General features: G+C 61.1%; 15 protein-coding genes and 1 tRNA gene. 4 read left to right on the top strand and 12 right to left on the bottom strand.

The genetic code is table 11. The features are described 5' to 3' along the window. Positions 1–68 precede the first annotated feature (68 nt). Positions 69–1,268 (bottom strand): glutamate-5-semialdehyde dehydrogenase, encoded by a 1,200-nt coding sequence (locus EN745_RS12855; protein WP_245487706.1) that lies wholly within the window; start codon positions 1,266–1,268, stop codon positions 69–71. Here EN745_RS12855 and EN745_RS36980 point away from each other — a divergent pair. Further along, positions 1,152–1,913, top strand: a complete 762-nt coding sequence (locus EN745_RS36980) for a hypothetical protein (protein ID WP_245487707.1) — start codon at positions 1,152–1,154, stop codon at positions 1,911–1,913. The genes EN745_RS12855 and EN745_RS36980 overlap by 117 nt on opposite strands. 12 nt (positions 1,914–1,925) lie before the next feature. On the opposite strand, the gene proB is transcribed toward EN745_RS36980, so the two are convergent. After that, positions 1,926–3,047 (bottom strand): glutamate 5-kinase, encoded by a 1,122-nt coding sequence (gene proB / locus EN745_RS12845; RefSeq protein WP_127421410.1) that lies wholly within the window; start codon positions 3,045–3,047, stop codon positions 1,926–1,928. A 2-nt stretch (positions 3,048–3,049) separates the two neighbouring features. Next, entirely contained in the window at positions 3,050–4,078 is a 1,029-nt protein-coding gene (gene obgE, locus EN745_RS12840; RefSeq protein WP_127421409.1) for a GTPase ObgE, read from the bottom strand. Between the two features lie 294 nt (positions 4,079–4,372). On the opposite strand from obgE, the gene EN745_RS12835 reads away from it, so the two are divergent. Next, positions 4,373–5,236, top strand: a complete 864-nt coding sequence (locus EN745_RS12835) for an endonuclease/exonuclease/phosphatase family protein (RefSeq protein ID WP_126057798.1) — start codon at positions 4,373–4,375, stop codon at positions 5,234–5,236. Between the two features lie 178 nt (positions 5,237–5,414). On the opposite strand, the gene EN745_RS12830 is transcribed toward EN745_RS12835, so the two are convergent. The 3 genes from EN745_RS12830 to EN745_RS12820 all read right to left on the bottom strand — a co-directional run bounded on the left by EN745_RS12830 (position 5,415) and on the right by EN745_RS12820 (position 7,178). After that, positions 5,415–6,002 (bottom strand): GNAT family protein, encoded by a 588-nt coding sequence (locus EN745_RS12830; RefSeq protein WP_126057797.1) that lies wholly within the window; start codon positions 6,000–6,002, stop codon positions 5,415–5,417. A gap of 118 nt (positions 6,003–6,120) precedes the next feature. Continuing rightward, positions 6,121–6,390, bottom strand: a complete 270-nt coding sequence (gene rpmA / locus EN745_RS12825) for a 50S ribosomal protein L27 (RefSeq protein WP_127404970.1) — start codon at positions 6,388–6,390, stop codon at positions 6,121–6,123. Between the two features lie 101 nt (positions 6,391–6,491). Then, on the bottom strand, positions 6,492–7,178 hold the full coding sequence (locus tag EN745_RS12820; RefSeq protein ID WP_127421408.1) for a 50S ribosomal protein L21: 687 nt from the start codon (positions 7,176–7,178) through the stop codon (positions 6,492–6,494). Between the two features lie 394 nt (positions 7,179–7,572). Here EN745_RS12820 and EN745_RS12815 point away from each other — a divergent pair. Both EN745_RS12815 and EN745_RS12810 read left to right on the top strand, forming a co-directional pair. Next, positions 7,573–7,662 (top strand) — tRNA-Ser (locus tag EN745_RS12815). A 114-nt stretch (positions 7,663–7,776) separates the two neighbouring features. Next, on the top strand, positions 7,777–9,099 hold the full coding sequence (locus EN745_RS12810) for an integrase (protein ID WP_126057794.1): 1,323 nt from the start codon (positions 7,777–7,779) through the stop codon (positions 9,097–9,099). 1,454 nt (positions 9,100–10,553) lie between these two features. Here EN745_RS12810 and EN745_RS36975 read toward each other — a convergent pair. From EN745_RS36975 to EN745_RS12780, 6 genes are all read right to left on the bottom strand, one after another. Next, a complete protein-coding gene (locus EN745_RS36975) occupies positions 10,554–11,219 on the bottom strand; it encodes an EAL domain-containing protein (RefSeq protein ID WP_245454739.1) in 666 nt (221 codons plus the stop codon). Then, complete coding sequence (locus EN745_RS36970) at positions 11,213–12,376, bottom strand: GGDEF domain-containing protein (RefSeq protein ID WP_245455339.1); 1,164 nt, start codon at positions 12,374–12,376, stop codon at positions 11,213–11,215. Before EN745_RS36970 ends, EN745_RS36975 begins: the two co-directional genes overlap by 7 nt. Before the next feature lie 254 nt (positions 12,377–12,630). Continuing rightward, on the bottom strand, positions 12,631–13,812 hold the full coding sequence (ubiM, locus tag EN745_RS12795; protein ID WP_185928959.1) for a 5-demethoxyubiquinol-8 5-hydroxylase UbiM: 1,182 nt from the start codon (positions 13,810–13,812) through the stop codon (positions 12,631–12,633). 280 nt (positions 13,813–14,092) lie between these two features. Beyond that, a complete protein-coding gene (locus tag EN745_RS12790) occupies positions 14,093–14,437 on the bottom strand; it encodes a hypothetical protein (RefSeq protein WP_126057793.1) in 345 nt (114 codons plus the stop codon). 612 nt (positions 14,438–15,049) lie between these two features. Next, positions 15,050–15,205 (bottom strand): cbb3-type cytochrome oxidase assembly protein CcoS, encoded by a 156-nt coding sequence (ccoS, locus tag EN745_RS12785; RefSeq protein ID WP_081714250.1) that lies wholly within the window; start codon positions 15,203–15,205, stop codon positions 15,050–15,052. A 5-nt stretch (positions 15,206–15,210) separates the two neighbouring features. Next, positions 15,211–17,191, bottom strand: a 1,981-nt coding sequence (locus tag EN745_RS12780; RefSeq protein WP_127421406.1) for a copper-translocating P-type ATPase, incomplete at its 5' end; no start/stop codon positions are given.

The following is a 17,191-nucleotide window of genomic DNA, read 5'->3' as shown; positions in this document are numbered from 1 at the left end:
TGCGTAGATAGTGCGATGGGACGGCGGGCTCGGAAGAGGACAGCATCAGGCTCTTCCGGCGAAAAACGTCACGGCCTCACCTGTCCCGACCCGCGCACGCGGTATTTGAACGAGGTCAGTTGCTCGACGCCGACTGGCCCGCGCGCATGCATCTTGCCGGTGGCGATGCCGATCTCGGCGCCCATGCCGAACTCGCCGCCATCGGCGAATTGCGTCGAAGCGTTGTGCAAGAGGATCGCCGAATCGATCTCGTTGAAGAAGCGCTCCACCGCCTGCGCGTCCTCGGCGAGGATCGCCTCGGTATGGTGAGAGGAGAACGTCTCGATGTGCTCGATCGCGCCTGCGACGCCGTCGACCAGCTTCACCGCGATGATGGCGTCGAGATACTCGGTCACCCAGTCGGCATCGGTCGCCGGGCTGGCGTCGGAAAACGCCTTCAGCACCTCGGTATCGGCATGGATTTCGCATCCGGCCGCGCGCAGCGCCTCGAGAATCGGCACCAGATGTGTTGCCGCCGCCGCACGGTCGACCAGCAGCGTCTCGGCCGCGCCGCAGACGCCGGTGCGCCGCATCTTGGCGTTGACGGCGATCTTCACCGCCATGTCGAGATCGGCCGAGCGATCGACATAGACATGGCAGATGCCTTCGAGATGGGCAAAGACCGGCACCCGTGCCTCGCTCTGCACGCGCTCGACCAGGCTGCGGCCGCCGCGCGGAATGATCACGTCGAGATTGCCGCCGAGGCCCTTCAGTATCTCGCCGACGGCGACGCGGTCGGCGGTCGACACGAACTGGATCGCATCCTGAGGCAGGCCCGCCGCCTTCAGCCCCTCGACCAGGCAGGCATGGATCGCCGCGGACGAGTTGAGCGAATCCGAGCCGCCGCGCAGGATCACCGGATTGCCGGCCTTGAGACACAGCGCGCCGGCATCGGCCGTAACGTTGGGCCGGCTTTCATAGATGACGCCGATGACGCCAAGCGGCGTGCGCACGCGCTCTATATGCAGGCCGTTGGGACGATCCCAGGCGGCGATTACGTCACCGACGGGATCCCTGAGCGCTGCGATCTCGCGGATGCCCTCGGCCATCGCCTTGACCCGCGCCGGATTGAGCTTCAGCCGGTCCATGAAGGAACCGGATAAGCCCGATTCGTGGCCATTGGCGACATCGACGGCATTGGCATCGAGAATGGCCTGCTCATTGCGCAGGATGGCGTCGGCCATGGCGGAAAGCGCGGCATTCTTGCCGGCAGTGGTCGCAACGGCCAACGATCGGGCTGCGGCGCGGGCCTTGGCGCCTATCCTTGCCATCAAACTGGCTACATCTTCGCCTTGGTGTTTGTGCAACATCTGACCGTTCCGGTGAAGCCTGGTGGATTTACACGCGGCCGGCCTTCGCGGCAATGGCTGCGGATTTGGGAGAGCAGCATGAAGAGCGCCATAATCCTCGTTGCTCTGGGCACAATGCTTGCGCCCACCAGCCTTCGCGCCGCCGACTACTGCGACGACAAGATCGAACCCGGCGAGAGCATCGATGCGAAGGCGATGGACATGGTAAGTTCGATCATGTCCGTCGTACTCGCCGAGCGCTATTGCGAAGCGCCATCCACGCCGCTTTCCCAGGTCTACATCGTAGTTGAGGAGTTATACGGGTGTGGGCCGCGTTCAAGGCTTGAGGCTGAACTCAAGAAAAGGATGGAAGAGGAGAAAGCGACAGACGAAATGATGGTCGACTCCGCCATACACGAGCTTATCGCAGATGATACGAACCTCCCTAAAGCCGAACTGGATAAGCGTGTCAAAGCTGTTATTGACGGGCAGTTCGGAGGTTGTAGCGAACTTCTAAAGGTTCAACAGGACCTTGAGCATCGTTACCAGAACCCACCCAAATGGCCGCCCGAACCTGACAAATAGCGCGCCTCAGCCTCAATCTGCCGCGCCGCTCACCACAAGGTCGTCCCTGTGGATCATCGCCGAGCGCGCCTCGTAGCCGAGCACGGTTTCGATCTCGGCCGTCTTCAGGCCTGCGATCCTTACGGCATCGGCGGCATCGTAGGCAACCAGGCCGCGCGCGATCTCGCGGCCCTCGGGCGACAGAATCGCCACCGTGTCGCCGCGCGAAAAATTGCCGCTGACCAGCTTGACGCCGGCCGGCAGCAGCGACTTGCCCGACAGCAGCGCGCCGATGGCGCCGGCATCGACGGTGAGCCGCCCCGCCGGTTCGAGCTGCCCGGCGATCCAGGTCTTGTAGCCCTTCACCGGATTGGCGCTCGGCTTGAAGAAGGTCGCCCGCTCGCCGCGCTCGATCGCCATCAGCGGCGACAGCCTGGTGCCCGACGTGATGACCATGGCGGTGCCGGCCGCATTGGCGATCTTGCCGGCGTCGAGCTTCGTGCGCATGCCGCCGCGCGACAGCTCGGACGCGGCGGCGCCCGCCATCGCCTCGATGTCGGGGGTGATGCGGTCGACCACCGGGATGAATTTCGCTTGCGGATCCCTGGCCGGCGGCGCCGTGTAGAGCCCGTCGATGTCGGAGAGCAGCACCAAAAGGTCGGCGCCCATCATGGTCGCCACCCGCGCCGCCAGCCGGTCGTTGTCGCCATAGCGGATTTCGGAAGTCGCCACCGTGTCGTTCTCGTTGATGACCGGCACCGCCTTCATCTTGAGCAGCGTCGAGATCGTGGCCCGCGCATTGAGGTAGCGGCGGCGCTCCTCGGTGTCGCCGAGCGTGAGCAGTATCTGGCCCGATTTCAGGCCGCCCTTGCCGAGCGCGTCCGACCAGGCGCCGGCCAGCGCGATCTGGCCTACGGCGGCGGCCGCCTGGCTCTCCTCCAGCTTCAGCGCCCTCTTTCCAAGGCCGAGGATGGTGCGGCCGAGCGCGATCGCGCCCGACGAGACGACGAGCACCTCGGCGCCGCCATGGGCGAGCCGGGCGATGTCGTCGGCGAGCGAATCCAGCCAGTCGCGCTTCAGCCCCGTGCCGCGGTCGACGAGCAGCGCCGAGCCGATCTTGACGGTGATGCGCCGGTATTTCTTCAGCGACTGCATGGTCACTGCCAGCGTGTGTCGACGGGAGCGGGAACGGCGTCGCGGGCCTCGGCCACGACAGCCATCAGCGCACGCTGTACCGCTTCCACCCCTTCGCCGGTGACGGCCGACAACAGCAGCGGCGCGCGGCCGGCGGCGCGCTTCAGCGACGCCACCTTCTTCTTGCGCGCCTCGGCGTCGAGGATGTCGATCTGGCTGAGCGCCACGATCTCGACCTTCTCGGCCAGCCCGTGGCCATAGGCCTCGAGCTCGGCACGCACGGTCTTGTAGGCTTTGCCGGGGTTCTCTTCCTGGGCGGAGACGAGATGCAGCAGGACCCGCGTGCGCTCGACATGGCCGAGGAAGCGGTCGCCGATGCCGACGCCCTCATGCGCGCCCTCGATCAGGCCCGGGATGTCGGCGATGACGAATTCGCGGCCGTCGATACGGGCGACGCCGAGGCCGGGATAGAGCGTGGTGAAGGGGTAGTCCGCGATCTTCGGCTTGGCCGCGGTCACCGCCGCGAGGAAGGTCGACTTGCCGGCATTGGGCAGGCCGACCAGGCCGGCGTCGGCGATCAGTTTCAGCCGCAGCCAGATGCTGAGCTCCTCGCCCGGCAGGCCGGGATTGGCGCGGCGCGGCGCCTGGTTGGTCGAGGTCTTGAAATGCTGGTTGCCGAAACCGCCATTGCCGCCCTTGGCGAGCAGGAAGCGCTGGCCGACCACGGTGATGTCGCAGATCAGCGTCTCATTGTCCTCGGCAAAGATCTGGGTTCCGACCGGCACCTTGAGTGTGACGTCGGCACCCTTGCCCCCCGTCATGTTGCGGCCCATGCCGTGCATGCCGGTCTTGGCCTTGAAGTGCTGTTGGTAGCGATAGTCGATCAGCGTGTTCAGCCCGTCGACCGCCTCCGCCCAGACATCGCCGCCGCGGCCGCCGTCGCCGCCATCCGGCCCGCCGAACTCGATGAACTTCTCGCGCCGGAACGACACCGAACCGGCGCCACCGTCGCCGGAGCGGATATAAACCTTTGCCTGGTCGAGAAATTTCATCGTCGTTTCGAGTTTCTGCTGATGGCCTTGAGCGATTGCTCTAAGGCATGTTGAGATTCAGGTCAGGCCGAGCCGAAAATGGCGAGTTCCGAGAACCGGAGCGAAGCGTGCTTAAGTACGCGAGCACCGGAAGCGCAGGAAACCGGCATTTGCAGGCCGGCATCACCTGAATCTCGACATGCCTTAAACCAAGGCGGGGCACAGCGCGAGGCCGATTTGCGACTAAAGCGCCGGATGCCCTTTTGCAAAGGACGCGGTAGCACTGTTGGCGGGCGGGACTGAAGGGGCGCGGCAATGAAGCTTGTCACCTACAACATCCAGTATGGCATAGGTCTCGACGACCGTTACGATGTTTCCCGCATCGCCGATGCCGTGCGCGGCGCCGACGTGATCGCGCTGCAGGAGGTCACCCGCAACAACCCCAGGAACAACAACCGCGACATGGTGGCCGAACTCGGCGAGGCGCTGCCTGACTACTTTGCCGCCTATGGCAGCAATTTCGAGGTCAATATCAGCTCGCGCCTGGAGGCCGGCCGCGCCATCACGACCACCTTCCAGCTCGGCAACATGGTGTTGTCGAAGACACCCATTCATCTGTCGCGCAACCTTCTCCTTCCGCGCAGCCGCAGCCTGGAGGCGATGAATTTCCAGCGTGGCGCGCTCGAGGCGCTGATCGAGACACCGCTCGGCTTTATCCGCTTCTACTCCACGCATCTCGACCATCGCAGCCCTGTCGAACGTCAAAGCCAGATCCGCTTCCTGCGTCAGCGCCTGTTGAACTATGCGCTGGAGGGCGGCGGCCTTTCCGGCATTCCCGAGATCGGCCTGCCGGATCTGCCCTACCCGGAAGCCTTCATCGTCATGGGCGACTTCAACATGCTGCCCGGCTCGCCCGAATATGTCGACCTTGCCGGCCGCCCGGACCATGAATTCGGCATGCCGCTCACCGCCGATCTCGCTGTCGATGTCGCGGAGCGCCTCGGCGTCCCGGATCTCGCCACCTGGGTCGACCCGAAACGGCCCGACGATGCGAGCCGCCACAAGCGCATCGACTACATCTTCACCAGCGCCTCGCTCGCCAGATCGCTGAAGCGCCTCTGGGTCGACCGGCAAGCGGTGGGTTCGGACCATCTGCCGGTCTGGGCCGAATTGGACTGACCTGGAAAACTTTCCGAACTGTCGAAGCGATGCGCTGATGTGTGTCGAGATTCAGGCCAGGCCGAGTCGAAAACGCTGGTTTCCGAGAACCGGAGCGGAGCGTGCTTGAGGCACGTGAGCACCGGAAGCGCAGGAAACCAACGTTTGCAGACCGGCCTCACCTGAATATCGGCACACATCAAAAGTGGACCCAGTTGCGCAAGCTGGTCCACGTCTTGCGATCGAGCCGGTAGCGCTCGACCGGCACCTGGCCGGCGACGATCGAGTTCAGCATGCCCTGGCCGGCATACTGGAAGCCACACTTGTGAATGACCCGGCGAGAGGCCGGGTTGATGACCCGGGTCGAGGCCTGCAGCACCTGGATCGAGGTCCTCTGGAAGGCGAGGTCGACCAGCGCGTGCGCCGCTTCCGTGGCGTAGCCACGCTTCCAGTAAGGTTCACCGATCCAATAGCCGAGCTCCAGCCCGCGATCGGTGGTGTTGAGCCCCGCGCAGCCGACGAAGGTGCCGGTGCCGGCAAGCGTCAGCGCGTAGACGATGCCGGCGCGACGCGACGCCGCCATGGCGAGGAAGGCGCGTGCCTCGGCCTCGCCGTAGGGATGCGGCATGCGAACCAGCATCTCGGCCACGTGACGATTGTCGGCGAGCGCCACCAGTTGCCCGATGTCGCTGTCGCGCGGGGCGCGCATCACCAGCCGCTCGGTGGCCAGCACCGGGCAGTCTATCGCGTAACTTTCGTCGTCCGTGTCTTCCGCTTCGGCAACCATTTTCAGTCCTCCAGGCAAAGAAAAAGGGGAGATGGAAACCCATCTCCCCTGATCCTTTTCCTGGCCTGGCCAGACACCGGTTCCCGAGATGGGTGCCGGTGTTGTGGTGCGGAACCGGCTACTCCGCTGCTTTGGTAATCGGGTTCACCGAGACGTAGGTTCGGCCGTTGGCTTTTTTGTTGAAGGCGACTGCGCCGGCTTCGAGCGCAAACAGGGTGTGGTCCGTGCCCATGCCTACGTTGGTGCCCGGATGCCATTGCGTGCCGCGCTGACGAATGATGATGTTGCCGGCAAGCACGGCTTCGCCGCCGAACTTCTTCACGCCGAGCCGCTTGGAGTGCGAGTCGCGACCGTTGCGCGACGAACCGCCAGCTTTCTTGTGTGCCATCTAACTAACTCCGATACGCCGCGAGGGCGTTTGAATGGTCTTATGAACGCGTTCGCGTTCCGTTTCAAGTCCGATCCGGCGATCGTTTCGCCGGATGCGCCTTACTTCTTCGCCAGCTCCTTGGCCTGCTCGCGCCAGTCCTTGATCTGGTCGGCGCTGAACGGCATGTGCTCGTCGATCTTGGCGACGTCCTTGTCGGTGAGCTTGGCGAGCTGCGCGAAGGTGATGATCCCCTGCTCGTTGAGGTCCTTGGCGGCAACCGGGCCGATGCCCTTGATCACCGTCAGGTCGTCCGGCTCGCCCTTCGGCGCCTTGAACAGCGGCGCGGCGGCTGCTTCGGCCTTGGCTTCTTCCTTCGGAGCAGCTTCCTTCTTGGCCTTGGCCTCCTTCGGAGCGGCCTCGGCCTTCGCCTCGACAGCAGCAGCCTCTGCCTTGGCCTCCGGCTTGGCGGTGGCCTTCTTCGCCGGCTTGGCGCCACCCAGCAGGATCTCGGCGATCCTGACGGTGGTCAGAAGCTGGCGGTGGCCGATCTTGCGGCGCGAATTCTGCCGGCGGCGCTTCTTGAAAGCGATGACGGTGCGGTTCTTGCCCTGTTCGACGACTTCGGCCGTGACCAGAGCGCCATCGACGAACGGCGCGCCGAAGGTGACGTTCTCGCCCTCGCCATGCGCCAGCACATTGCCGATCTCGACGATGTCGCCGACCTTGGCTTCGAGTTTCTCGATCTTCAGGAGATCGTTGGCGGCGACGCGATACTGCTTGCCGCCCGTTTTGATGACTGCGAACATTTTTTGCCTTTCGCTGTTCGGTCGGCCTCGATGAGCCGCATCGAGCGGTTCGGCCGTCTTTTTGTCAGTCTGCGGGTTCAAAAAACAAGCGGCGCGGAAGAACCCTCCACGCCGATTGCGCGCGTTCCCTAACCGAAGGTCCGGTCAAAGTCAAGGCAAGCAGCCGACACCATGAACGTCCGGCAGTTCGCGATGCCTGGGCCGGCTGCCGCCCGTATGCGAGGCGGACCATGACGCTCGCGGACTGGCCGTCTGCCGGCCCGTCGGAGCCGCCTGGCCGTGACCAAATCGACACCGCGTCAAAGAAGCCGCTCATCCGGCAGATTTGGCCTTGTAACCTTTACGTCCAGTCGTTATCTAGTGCGCCGCGCCGGCAACGGCCGACCATGACCGCGGAGAGGTGGCAGAGTGGTCGAATGCACCGCACTCGAAATGCGGCATGCTCGCAAGGGCATCGGGGGTTCGAATCCCTCCCTCTCCGCCATTTAGCTTCCATAATAATCGTTTCCTTTCAAAAGCTTCCTTGTTGCGCTTGACCAGCGCGAAGCGAAACTTATCTTAGACTGTGTAACAAACTGTGTAACATTAGAGAAAGATAATGCGACGTTCCGCAGCGCCAAAGCCGCATAAACGTGAAGGCATCTGGTATCTCGTCCGCAGGGTGCCGAAGGAATTCGCGGCGTTTGATCGCCGCTGCCTAGTACGCATTTCCACGGGCGTCGCCGTGGCTGACGATCCCCGCGGTGTACGGGCGCGAGATGCAGTGCAAAGCCTCGGCGCGGGGCTGGAGGCGTATTGGCGTAGACTGCGGGAAGGCCAATCCGCCGAGGCGGGGCTGCGTTTCGAAGCCGCGAGGAAGCGCGCGCGGTCATTTGGATTGGCCTATCGCTCTAACGAGGAACTAGCAGCGGGGCCGCTCGACGAACTCATGGCCCGTATCAAGCTGCTCCTCGACAAAAAATCGATCGAGGACGCGCAGGACGTCTCGGCCGTCATGGGTGGGGAGAAGCGGCCAGCGGTCCGCCTGAGCGGTCTTATCAAGGAATTCGAGACGATCGAGCAACAGAACTTGCTGACCATGTCGCCTAACCAAATCAAGAAATGGCGTAACCCCAAAAAGCGCGCAGTTGCCAATCTGGTTGGAGTCATTGGCGACAAGGAGATCGCAAGCCTCACTCGGGACGACGCAATCGCGTTCCGCGAGTGGTGGCAAAAGCGGATCGTTGAGGATGGACTTGATATCGGTACGGCCAACAAGGACATCGGCCATGTTTCGAAAATGCTGCGCGTCGTCGATCTGACTCACCAGCTCAAGCTGGAGCCGGTTTTTCGAAACCTGCGTCTTTCCGGCGCCGTCCCCGGGCAACGCGCTGCGTTCACAGCGGAGTTCATTCAGGAGAAGATACTCGCTGAAGGCGCGCTCGACGGACTCAATGACGAAGCCCGCCATCTAATCTATGTGATTGCCGATACCGGACTCAGGCTTTCTGAAGCGGCAAACCTCACCACCGAAACAATCCACCTCGATCAAGAAATCCCGCATGTGCGGGTGCGCCCCAATGGCCGTCGCTTGAAGACCGGTCATTCAGCCCGTGACATTCCCTTGGTTGGCGGCGCACTTGCAGCCATCAAGCTCCATCCGGACGGCTTTCCTCGTTATCGCGACAAGGCCGCGTCACTTTCAGCGCTCGTCAACAAGGTGCTCGCCAGCAAGGAACTTCTGCCGACTTCCGAGCATAGTCTTTATAGCCTGCGACACACTTTCGAGGACCGGCTGACGGCAGTTGAGGCGCCGGAGAAGGTAATTGCTTCTCTGATGGGCCACAAATGGATCCGGCCCAAATACGGCGCGGGACCTTCGTTAGCGCAAAAGCGCGAGTGGCTTCAAAAAATCGCTTTTACCCCGCCCGGGCGAATGTGATTGCGGCGCCATCCAGGCCTTGAGAACCAACCTCACGGCTCCAGCTGTCCGAGCCATTTAGGTTGAGCGTGGCCAGCACGCGCTGCGCTCGCTCGCGATTTCCGAGCTTCCGCCGCATTTGTTCGACCTCGTATTCCAGCCTTTCGAAGGTCGGTATATAGGCATCTCCATGCCGGATGACCAAGTAGGCGGCAACAGCTAGACAGCATTCTAGCTCCGTGGCCGATGGATCGGAAAAAGGGGCGACGCCATACCAAGACGAGCAACGCCTCTCGAGGGCTTCCGAACTAGGCAAACGGCCAGCATGTGGCATGGGATACAAACCTATGCCTGATCGACGAACCTAAAGTGCTCACGAAGCTTGACCGGTACGCGGGCCATCGGAGGGTTCTGCCTAAAACCGCCAAAAATTTTGAAACACCCATTCATCCGGCTCGAATTCAAAGGGATCGGCGATTTTTGGGTTATGGCTTGCAAGCATAGTTCAGCCCAGACAAGAACGCCTGATATCTTGTCGTTCACTGTCACCCTGCCAAATATGGTGCCGGTGACAACGGCAGTTTGGCGAGCAGAAGAATTCCCGAGACTGAGACGTTCTACGGCTTGGCCCATGTTCGCGCTCCTCCTCGATTGGAGACAGGATGGGCCATATGGAAGCGAATAAAAGGAGGTTGGTGACGAGTCTCGGTAGTGGAGTAGAAACGGGTGGAAAAGCTTGCGCTATTCGCCGTCGGCGCCGCTAAGCGCATTTGAGAGAAGGGGCAACGATCGCCAAGAGATGACGTCCGATCGCAAGCCGGCTAGAAATGCGACAGTGACGCGCCTTTTTTGGCACGACCTTAGCACCCGATCGGGCCTCAGCTGGTCGTCGTTGCGCAGCCGATCGGGTGCGATTTTTATAAAGCTCTCTTGGCTTTAGCTTTGAGAGCCCGTCATCGAGACAAATGCAAGGGAACGGTCCCGCCCCCTGGGGACATTCGACATGCCGTGGCAGCTTCCTATGGTGAGCCAGCGCATTCCGATACACGTTTTCCGCGCTCTACCGTTGCTCCAGCACCTGTGCTGAGGCTGAGCGCTTGATCAGGACCCGACCGCTGCTGTTGCGGGATGGTGACTGGGTTGAGGTCGCGAAAACCTTGACCGCGGGTACGTTGTTCATCCAGATGAGCGCTGAGCCGAGAAGCAGCCAAGAACGCTTCCCGTAATCGAATCCTACGGGAACCGCGAAACCAGCGTCCAAGGGACGCAATTCTCCGACGTCGTTCACTCAAGCTCATCTCGCAACTTGAACGCTTGTATGAAGCCGCTGCATGTGCGCCGGTGGACCGGATTGCTGCTATCCAAACCACGTGCTCAGTTTCGCCCCCGTAATAACTCTACCGTCCGAAACGGCTTTCGCGCGTCAGGTCCACCCCACATGAAAGTTCCGCGAGCAGCACGGACGGAGAGGCCGGTCACAACTCCTTCGCGTGCTCTTTTACTACCGAATCAAGTGCCAAATGGAGAGGCACTGCCTTAGAGAACAGGAAGCCCTGCGCGGTTCTGCAGCCAAGCTTGTACAGAGTTTGCCGATCTGCCTCTGTTTCAACGCCCTCGGCCATGACCTCGATCCCGAGCGTCCTACCAAGGTCAATCACCGCTTTGACAAGCAGCCGATTCTCCCGGGACTTGGCTAAGCCGCGAATGAAGCCCTGATCTATTTTCACTTTCCTGATCCGACTGTCCTTGAGCGATGCCAACGTCGAAAAACCGGTGCCGAAGTCCTCGAGCGCGATAGAAATGCCAGCATGTGAAAGCTGGCCGAGCTTTTCATCCACTCTGTCCGGATCCACTGGGGCTTCTTCGGTAATCTCGATGTCGAACATCGTTGCAGGGAGGTCTTTTGCCGCCAGACCATTAAGAATCATCTCGTCAATATCGCCAGCTTCCAACTCGCGCGGTGAAACATTCATCGCCACACGAACATCACGACGGTCAGCTTTGACCAAGCCCTCGATAAGAGCGCAACAGTCGGCGAATACCGTTTGAGTTAGCAGCTGAAGCATTCCAGTTTCGCGTGCCGCTGTCATGATCTCGGGCGGAGAAATGGGACCGTGAAGCGGGTGAGACCATCTTAGCAAGGCTTCAAAACCGACGACGCTTCAGTTTCGAGTCTTACGATTGGCTGAAACCAAGCGACCAAGCTTCTCATCGTTATCGCCGAATGAAGATCGCGTTCGATTGACTGGCGGCGTTGCAGTTCCCGGGCTAGCTCGGCACCGAACAGACAAAATTCATTCCTGCCGCGGCGCTTAGCTGTGTAAAGGGCGATGTCGGCCCGCAACAACATTTCCGTCAGTCCGGGGTTTTCAGCCAAGTAGATTCCTATAGACGCTCCAATGCGGACGGATGCGATCCCAGGATAGGGGCGAGCAAGCTTGGCTATGAGATTGGACGCGAGATTGGTGGGAGAAGGAGAATTCTTTCGCGAAGAAAAAACCAGCACGAATTCATCCCCACCGATGCGGGCGAGCGTTGAGCCCTCCGGTGCTTCTTCCTCTATTCGGCGGGCGATCCTGGCAAGCAGCTCGTCACCCGTTCTGTGACCGTAGGTACCGTTGACAGATTTGAACCCGTCCAGATCAATCAGCATGGCCACAAAGGGTCCATCGGTGTTCTCAAACTGATCGATTGCATGTTCGAGGCCCCGCCTGTTGAGGAGCGCGGTAAGATGGTCCTCCCTGGAATTGCGCTCCATTTCCGCGGCAAGCCGCTCGGCTTGATGTCTCAGGCGGCTCGCGTCACGGAAGCGCGCTTGTCCAACGAACGAGGATCGAACCAGGCCGCCCTCGAAAAGCAGGACGGCAAAAGCCAGAATGTAGTTTTCCGGGGCTCCCTTCGTCAGCAAACATGCGGCGGCAATGAGGAGTGGCGGTGTGATGAAGCATATCGCTGCCGCAGCATATGAGCTGCCGTACGTGACCGCGCCAGCTGAAATGCCCGCCAGAATTATTAGATGCAGCGATGCTTGAGACGTCGTGTATCCAGCCGTTAGGATGGCAAGGAATGACCAGGTGAATCCCGCCAGAAGAGCAAGCCTGCCAAACCAGCGAAGCCGCAGCCAAACCCGTGTCAGATCATCCTGGACTCCGGGTTCCTTCAGCTGATGACGGGCGAGTGCAAGGCGGGCGGCATTTATCGCATTAACGACCGAAAACCAGGCCGCGCCAGCAAGACCGTTCCCGGAAAGGGCCTGCACGGTCAAAATCAGCCCGGACAGCACAATGCTTATCGGCATTGAGACGAAAAGGCCTGCCCTCAGATCAGCGAGCTGGTCCTGAAGGATTCTCGCCTCCAGCGGATCTTCTTTTCCAAGGCTGGACGGGTCAGCTTGCTTACTCCTGCTTGTCCGCAGCCTATGCAGCCCCCCTGAAGGACGGGTTAATTCTTCAATCGGAGATCAGCGTCGGGGAGCAGGATTACTCCGGTGCATCATGCACTCTCTCCCATCGCTCGCCCAGCACGCGCAAAAATGCGACTGCTGGTGCAGTATCACCGCTGGAGCTCCGCCGATATCCCATGCCGGACAAGGGGAACATGTTGGGCAAAGCGAAGCCCCAGATGCCTTGCAAGCCGTGCCGCCAGGTGGTCTCTGGAGTAGAGTCCAATCAATATGTTCGTTGCATGGTAGAGCGGCGCCGCCGACAGGCGCAGCCGCCTTTCGTATATATGCAGCATGTCGGGGTCGCCAACATTGCGGCCGTCGCGGCACGCAGTCATGATTCCACGGGCGAGTTGCTTCTGGCTGCTGAGACCGATGTTGAATCCGTGAGCGGTCACCGGGTGCATGCCGATGGCAGCGTCGCCGATGAGTGCGGCGCTCGGCGCCCGGAATTTGTGCGCCCAGGTCGTGACCAGCGGATAGGTGTGGCGCTTGCTTGCCAAGGTCATTTTTCCAAGGCGCCCTCGACACCGTTTCGTCAACTCCGACAGGAACAAATCATCATCGAAGGCAAGCAGTCTATAGGCCTCGTTTGAGCGCAATGTGAGCAGCAGCGACGACATGCCCTCCGCGAGGGGCAACATCGCTATCGTCTGATGGTGATCGAACCATTCGATGGCGATCTGGTGGTGGGCGCGCTCGTGCCTCACTCGGCAAATCAGCATCGAGTGGCCAAGCCGGTTGATATCGGCGCCGATGCCTAGCAGATCACGCGTGGCGGACAAACGCGAATCCGCGGCAACAACCAGCCGAGCAGTTAAACGCGCGCCATTAGAGAGCGTTACGACTGCTCCTTCTTGGCTGTTTGTTGCATCGACGACCGAGTGGCCGCACAACAGCCGGGCGCGATCCTGCAAGCGGACGATTTTGAACAGCGCCTCGCGGATCCGGCAATTTGGAACCAAAACCCCCAGCGGTTCTCCAGAGTTGCTGGGAGGATCGAAACGAAGAGCGAATGCGCTCGAGCCGTTGAGCACGCGCGCGCCTTGAAGTGCTGATTTGTCCGAAGCCGGGATGACATCCCAGGCGCCGAGCTCGCGAAGGGTTCTGATCGAAGCGTTGGTCAGCGCGATTTCGCGACCATCGAAAGCCGGATTCGCCAGACTATCGAATGTGTTCTGTTCAACAACTGCCACCTTGAGTTCGCTTTGGGCAAGCGACGCAGCGAACGAAAGGCCGACCGGGCCGGCTCCAACGACAACGATGTCAAAATTATCGTCAGAGCCCATCAGCGTGCCGCCATCCGGTCGCCTATCCTCGTGTAACGGTGGAACTGAGCCGAGTGACATGAGCTCCGTGGCCGCCGCATTGCCTAAAGGCGCTGGGCCGGGAGATTCGCATCGATCGGCAACGAAGCACTCAAAGCGCTCAGAGGTGGATGCGGCTAACCGATCCCGCCCTTTGGCCGCGCAGCCGCGCAGATCGCCGCCAGCAAGCGAGACACTCGCGACGCTGGTCAGCCACGGCCGCGCCGCATCGATCGCCACATTCCACCTGGAACCCTTGCGCATACTACTCACGCTCCACGACGTCGAAGCGGGCTCTCTTGCGAGGGTATCGAACGTAGCGCTCTCTCTCGTCATCCCAGCCAAGGTAGCGGAAACTTTTATCCACGACCGCGCATATCTCATCAAGAACCTGCTGCATGGCTTCGATGTCGATGTCCTTGCAATTCAGTCGCCGATAGAGCAAAGCCCACGCGGCGACATAGTCGTCGAAATAGCGCGCGTCACTCGAACCAATGATCAACTTCGGACGGTTGATCGATCTCGAAAACGCACGTCCCAACCCCGATGATGCTCCGCAGCACGTTGACATCACGAGGATCTTCGGCGCTGGATGCGAGCCCTGGAACATTTCTACGAAGTCAGCCCAAAGAAGGCCACTTTCGACGCACACAACCCATCAAAGGCGAAAGCTGTTGATCGGCCCCCGTGTCCGCGCAGCCACGCGGATGGTCAGCCAGCAAGCGAGATACACACGACGCCGGTCAGCTAATGGCTGCGCCGTAAGCACAAGGCATGGCCGACCACACGACAGAAAACCCAGAACCGTGAAGGTGCTGATAATGACGACCAATCTTTCCGTAAGTCATGCATTTCTCCGTCGAAGACTGGTCAATAGAACACACCGATGAGTATGACCCTGATCTGGATCAGCCAGACATGACCAATCGGCACTGGCGGTTCACGGTCAGGTGATCGACCGTGACGTTCCACTTTGGAACCCGTGCGCACATGGCCAAGCTCTCGTCCGGCCACGCGAGGTACTCTCGTGGCATCAGCCGCCTCATACTGGGTGCAATGGGAGGCAGTCCTTCGCACGACAGAGGCTTTTCACAAATGTAGTGTGCAGCTTAGGTCAAGATGGTCATGGAGCATGGAGCATGGAGCATGGACAGCTTGTTCCCGACCGAGCCGGCTCGACTGACGAGCGCGATCCGCGCATCTTATGCACAGCGGATTGAAATCAGCGTTCCGGTTTGTCGTCCCGATCAATTAGTATCCGCTCGGCGGCTCCGTCGAGATCTTCGTATTGACCGCTTCGCAATGCCCAGACGAAGCCGGACACACCCAGTGCACCCAGAAAAAGGGCCACTGGTATGAGATAGAGCAACGTCGTCACGAGGATTATGCCGAATAGCTGACTGCGGAGCGTCCGACTTTTTGAATAACTTGCAGCGTCGCATTCGCCCCGAAGCCGTGCAAGCGCAATGCGTTTCCAATAACAAGCACCGATGAGGCAGACATGGCAATCGCCGCTAACAAAGGCGTGGCGTGCCCGAGGATGGCGATTGGTACTGCCACCGCATTGTAGACGATCGCAATCGCGATGTTCTGGCGGATCAGGTGTCCCGCCTTGCGCGAGACGTCCAGCGCGAGAGGCACTGCCAGAAGGCTTTCGCGCAGGAATACGAAGTCGGCGGCATTGCGGCCAATGTCGGCGGCGGTAGCTGGAGCGATCGAGACATGCGCCGCGCTGAGCGCCGGCGTGTCGTTGAGGCCGTCGCCAACCATCAGAACCTTGTGTCCGTCTTTCGCCAGGGTCTCGATGCGCTCGACCTTGCCGGATGGCAGCAGGCACGGAACGAAGTCCTTGACACCCAGCATTTCTGCGACTTCACCGCAGGCACCCGCAGTATCGCCCGACAGCATTTCCACTGACACCCCGGCATGGCTCAATTGCCCGATCGCCGCCTTGGCGTCTGCGCGCAGCGCGTCCTCAAAATCGAAGGTCGCGACAATGAACCCGTCTTTTGTCAGCACGGTTCCGCCATGTTTGCCTTCACCACCGGTCCGGGCTCTCCATCCAGCCCATCCGCGTCGGCCTAGCCGCCAGGTGCTTCCGGCTCCAGTGGCTTCGATTCCAAACCCTGGATGCTCGGTGACGGCATCAAATTTGTACTGCCCGCCGGGATGGGCAAAACCGGCTATGGCCTTTGAAAAAGGATGGCGGGAATGCGTAGCCATGTCTCCCGCGACTGCCAGCATGGCCGGATCGATCGACGATGCATTGACCAGCCGGGGCTGGCCGAGCGTGAGCGTTCCGGTCTTGTCGAACACCGCTGTATCAATCGTCGCCAGGCGCTCCATGGCAGAACCGTCCTTTACCATGATGCCGTTCTCAAACAGGCGCCGCGCGGCGACCACCTGAACGATCGGTACGGCGAGGCCGAGCGCGCACGGGCAGGTGATGATCAGAACGGCAATGGCGATGGTTATCGCCCGGTGCCAGTCGCCGGTCACCGCCATCCAGCCAAGGAACGTCGCGAAGGCTGTGAGATGAACCACCGGGGCATAGAGCGCTGAAACGCGATCGGCGATCCGGCGATAATGCGCGCGGCCGCCCTCTGCGGCTTCCATAAGACGAACCATTTCCGCCAGAAACGAATCCTTCGCGGCGGCTGTCGCCTCAATCGTCAGCGGGCCGGTAAGATTGAGCACGCCGGCCTGAACTGCTTCGCCCGGCGCCACGTTTTTCGGCGTGCTTTCGCCTGAGGCCAGCGAGCAGTCGAGATCCGACGTTCCCTGGATGATCTTGCCGTCGACGGGGATCCTCTCACCGGCTGCGATCAACAACCGCATGCCTGGTTCGATCTCGCCGACCGGCAAATAGTCGCGCGCGCCGTCGCTGCGCAGCACCATGGCGCCATGTGCGGCCAACTGGGACAGGCCTTTCACAGCGGTCCGGGCACGTTCGCGCATCACGTGATCCAACGTGCGGCCGATCAACAGGAAGAACAGCAGCGATACCGACGCGTCAAAATAGGCGTGATCGCCATGGTTGATCGTCTCGTAGAGGCTCATGGCGTAGGCGAGCGAAACACCGACCGCGATCGGCACGTCCATATTCATGCGGCCATGGCGCAAAGCATTCCAGGCCGAACGGAAGAAGATGCCGCCGGCGAAGGCGAGGGCAGGAATGGCGATCAGCGCCGAGACCCAGTGAAACAGGTCGCGGGTAGCACCTTCGGCGCCGGACCAGACCGAGACCGAAAGCAGCATGATGTTGCCCGCCGCAAAGCCGGCAACCGCGACCGCGCGGATCAAATCCGATAACGTCCTGTCCTTGTCGCCGACCTCGGAAGGGAAGAGATGCGCCTGGTAGCCT

The sequence above is a fragment of the Mesorhizobium sp. M4A.F.Ca.ET.022.05.2.1 genome, assembly GCF_003998845.1.
Lineage (GTDB): Bacteria > Pseudomonadota > Alphaproteobacteria > Rhizobiales > Rhizobiaceae > Mesorhizobium.
Note: the sequence above shows the minus strand (reverse complement) of the source record. Positions and strands in the feature narration are given on the sequence as shown.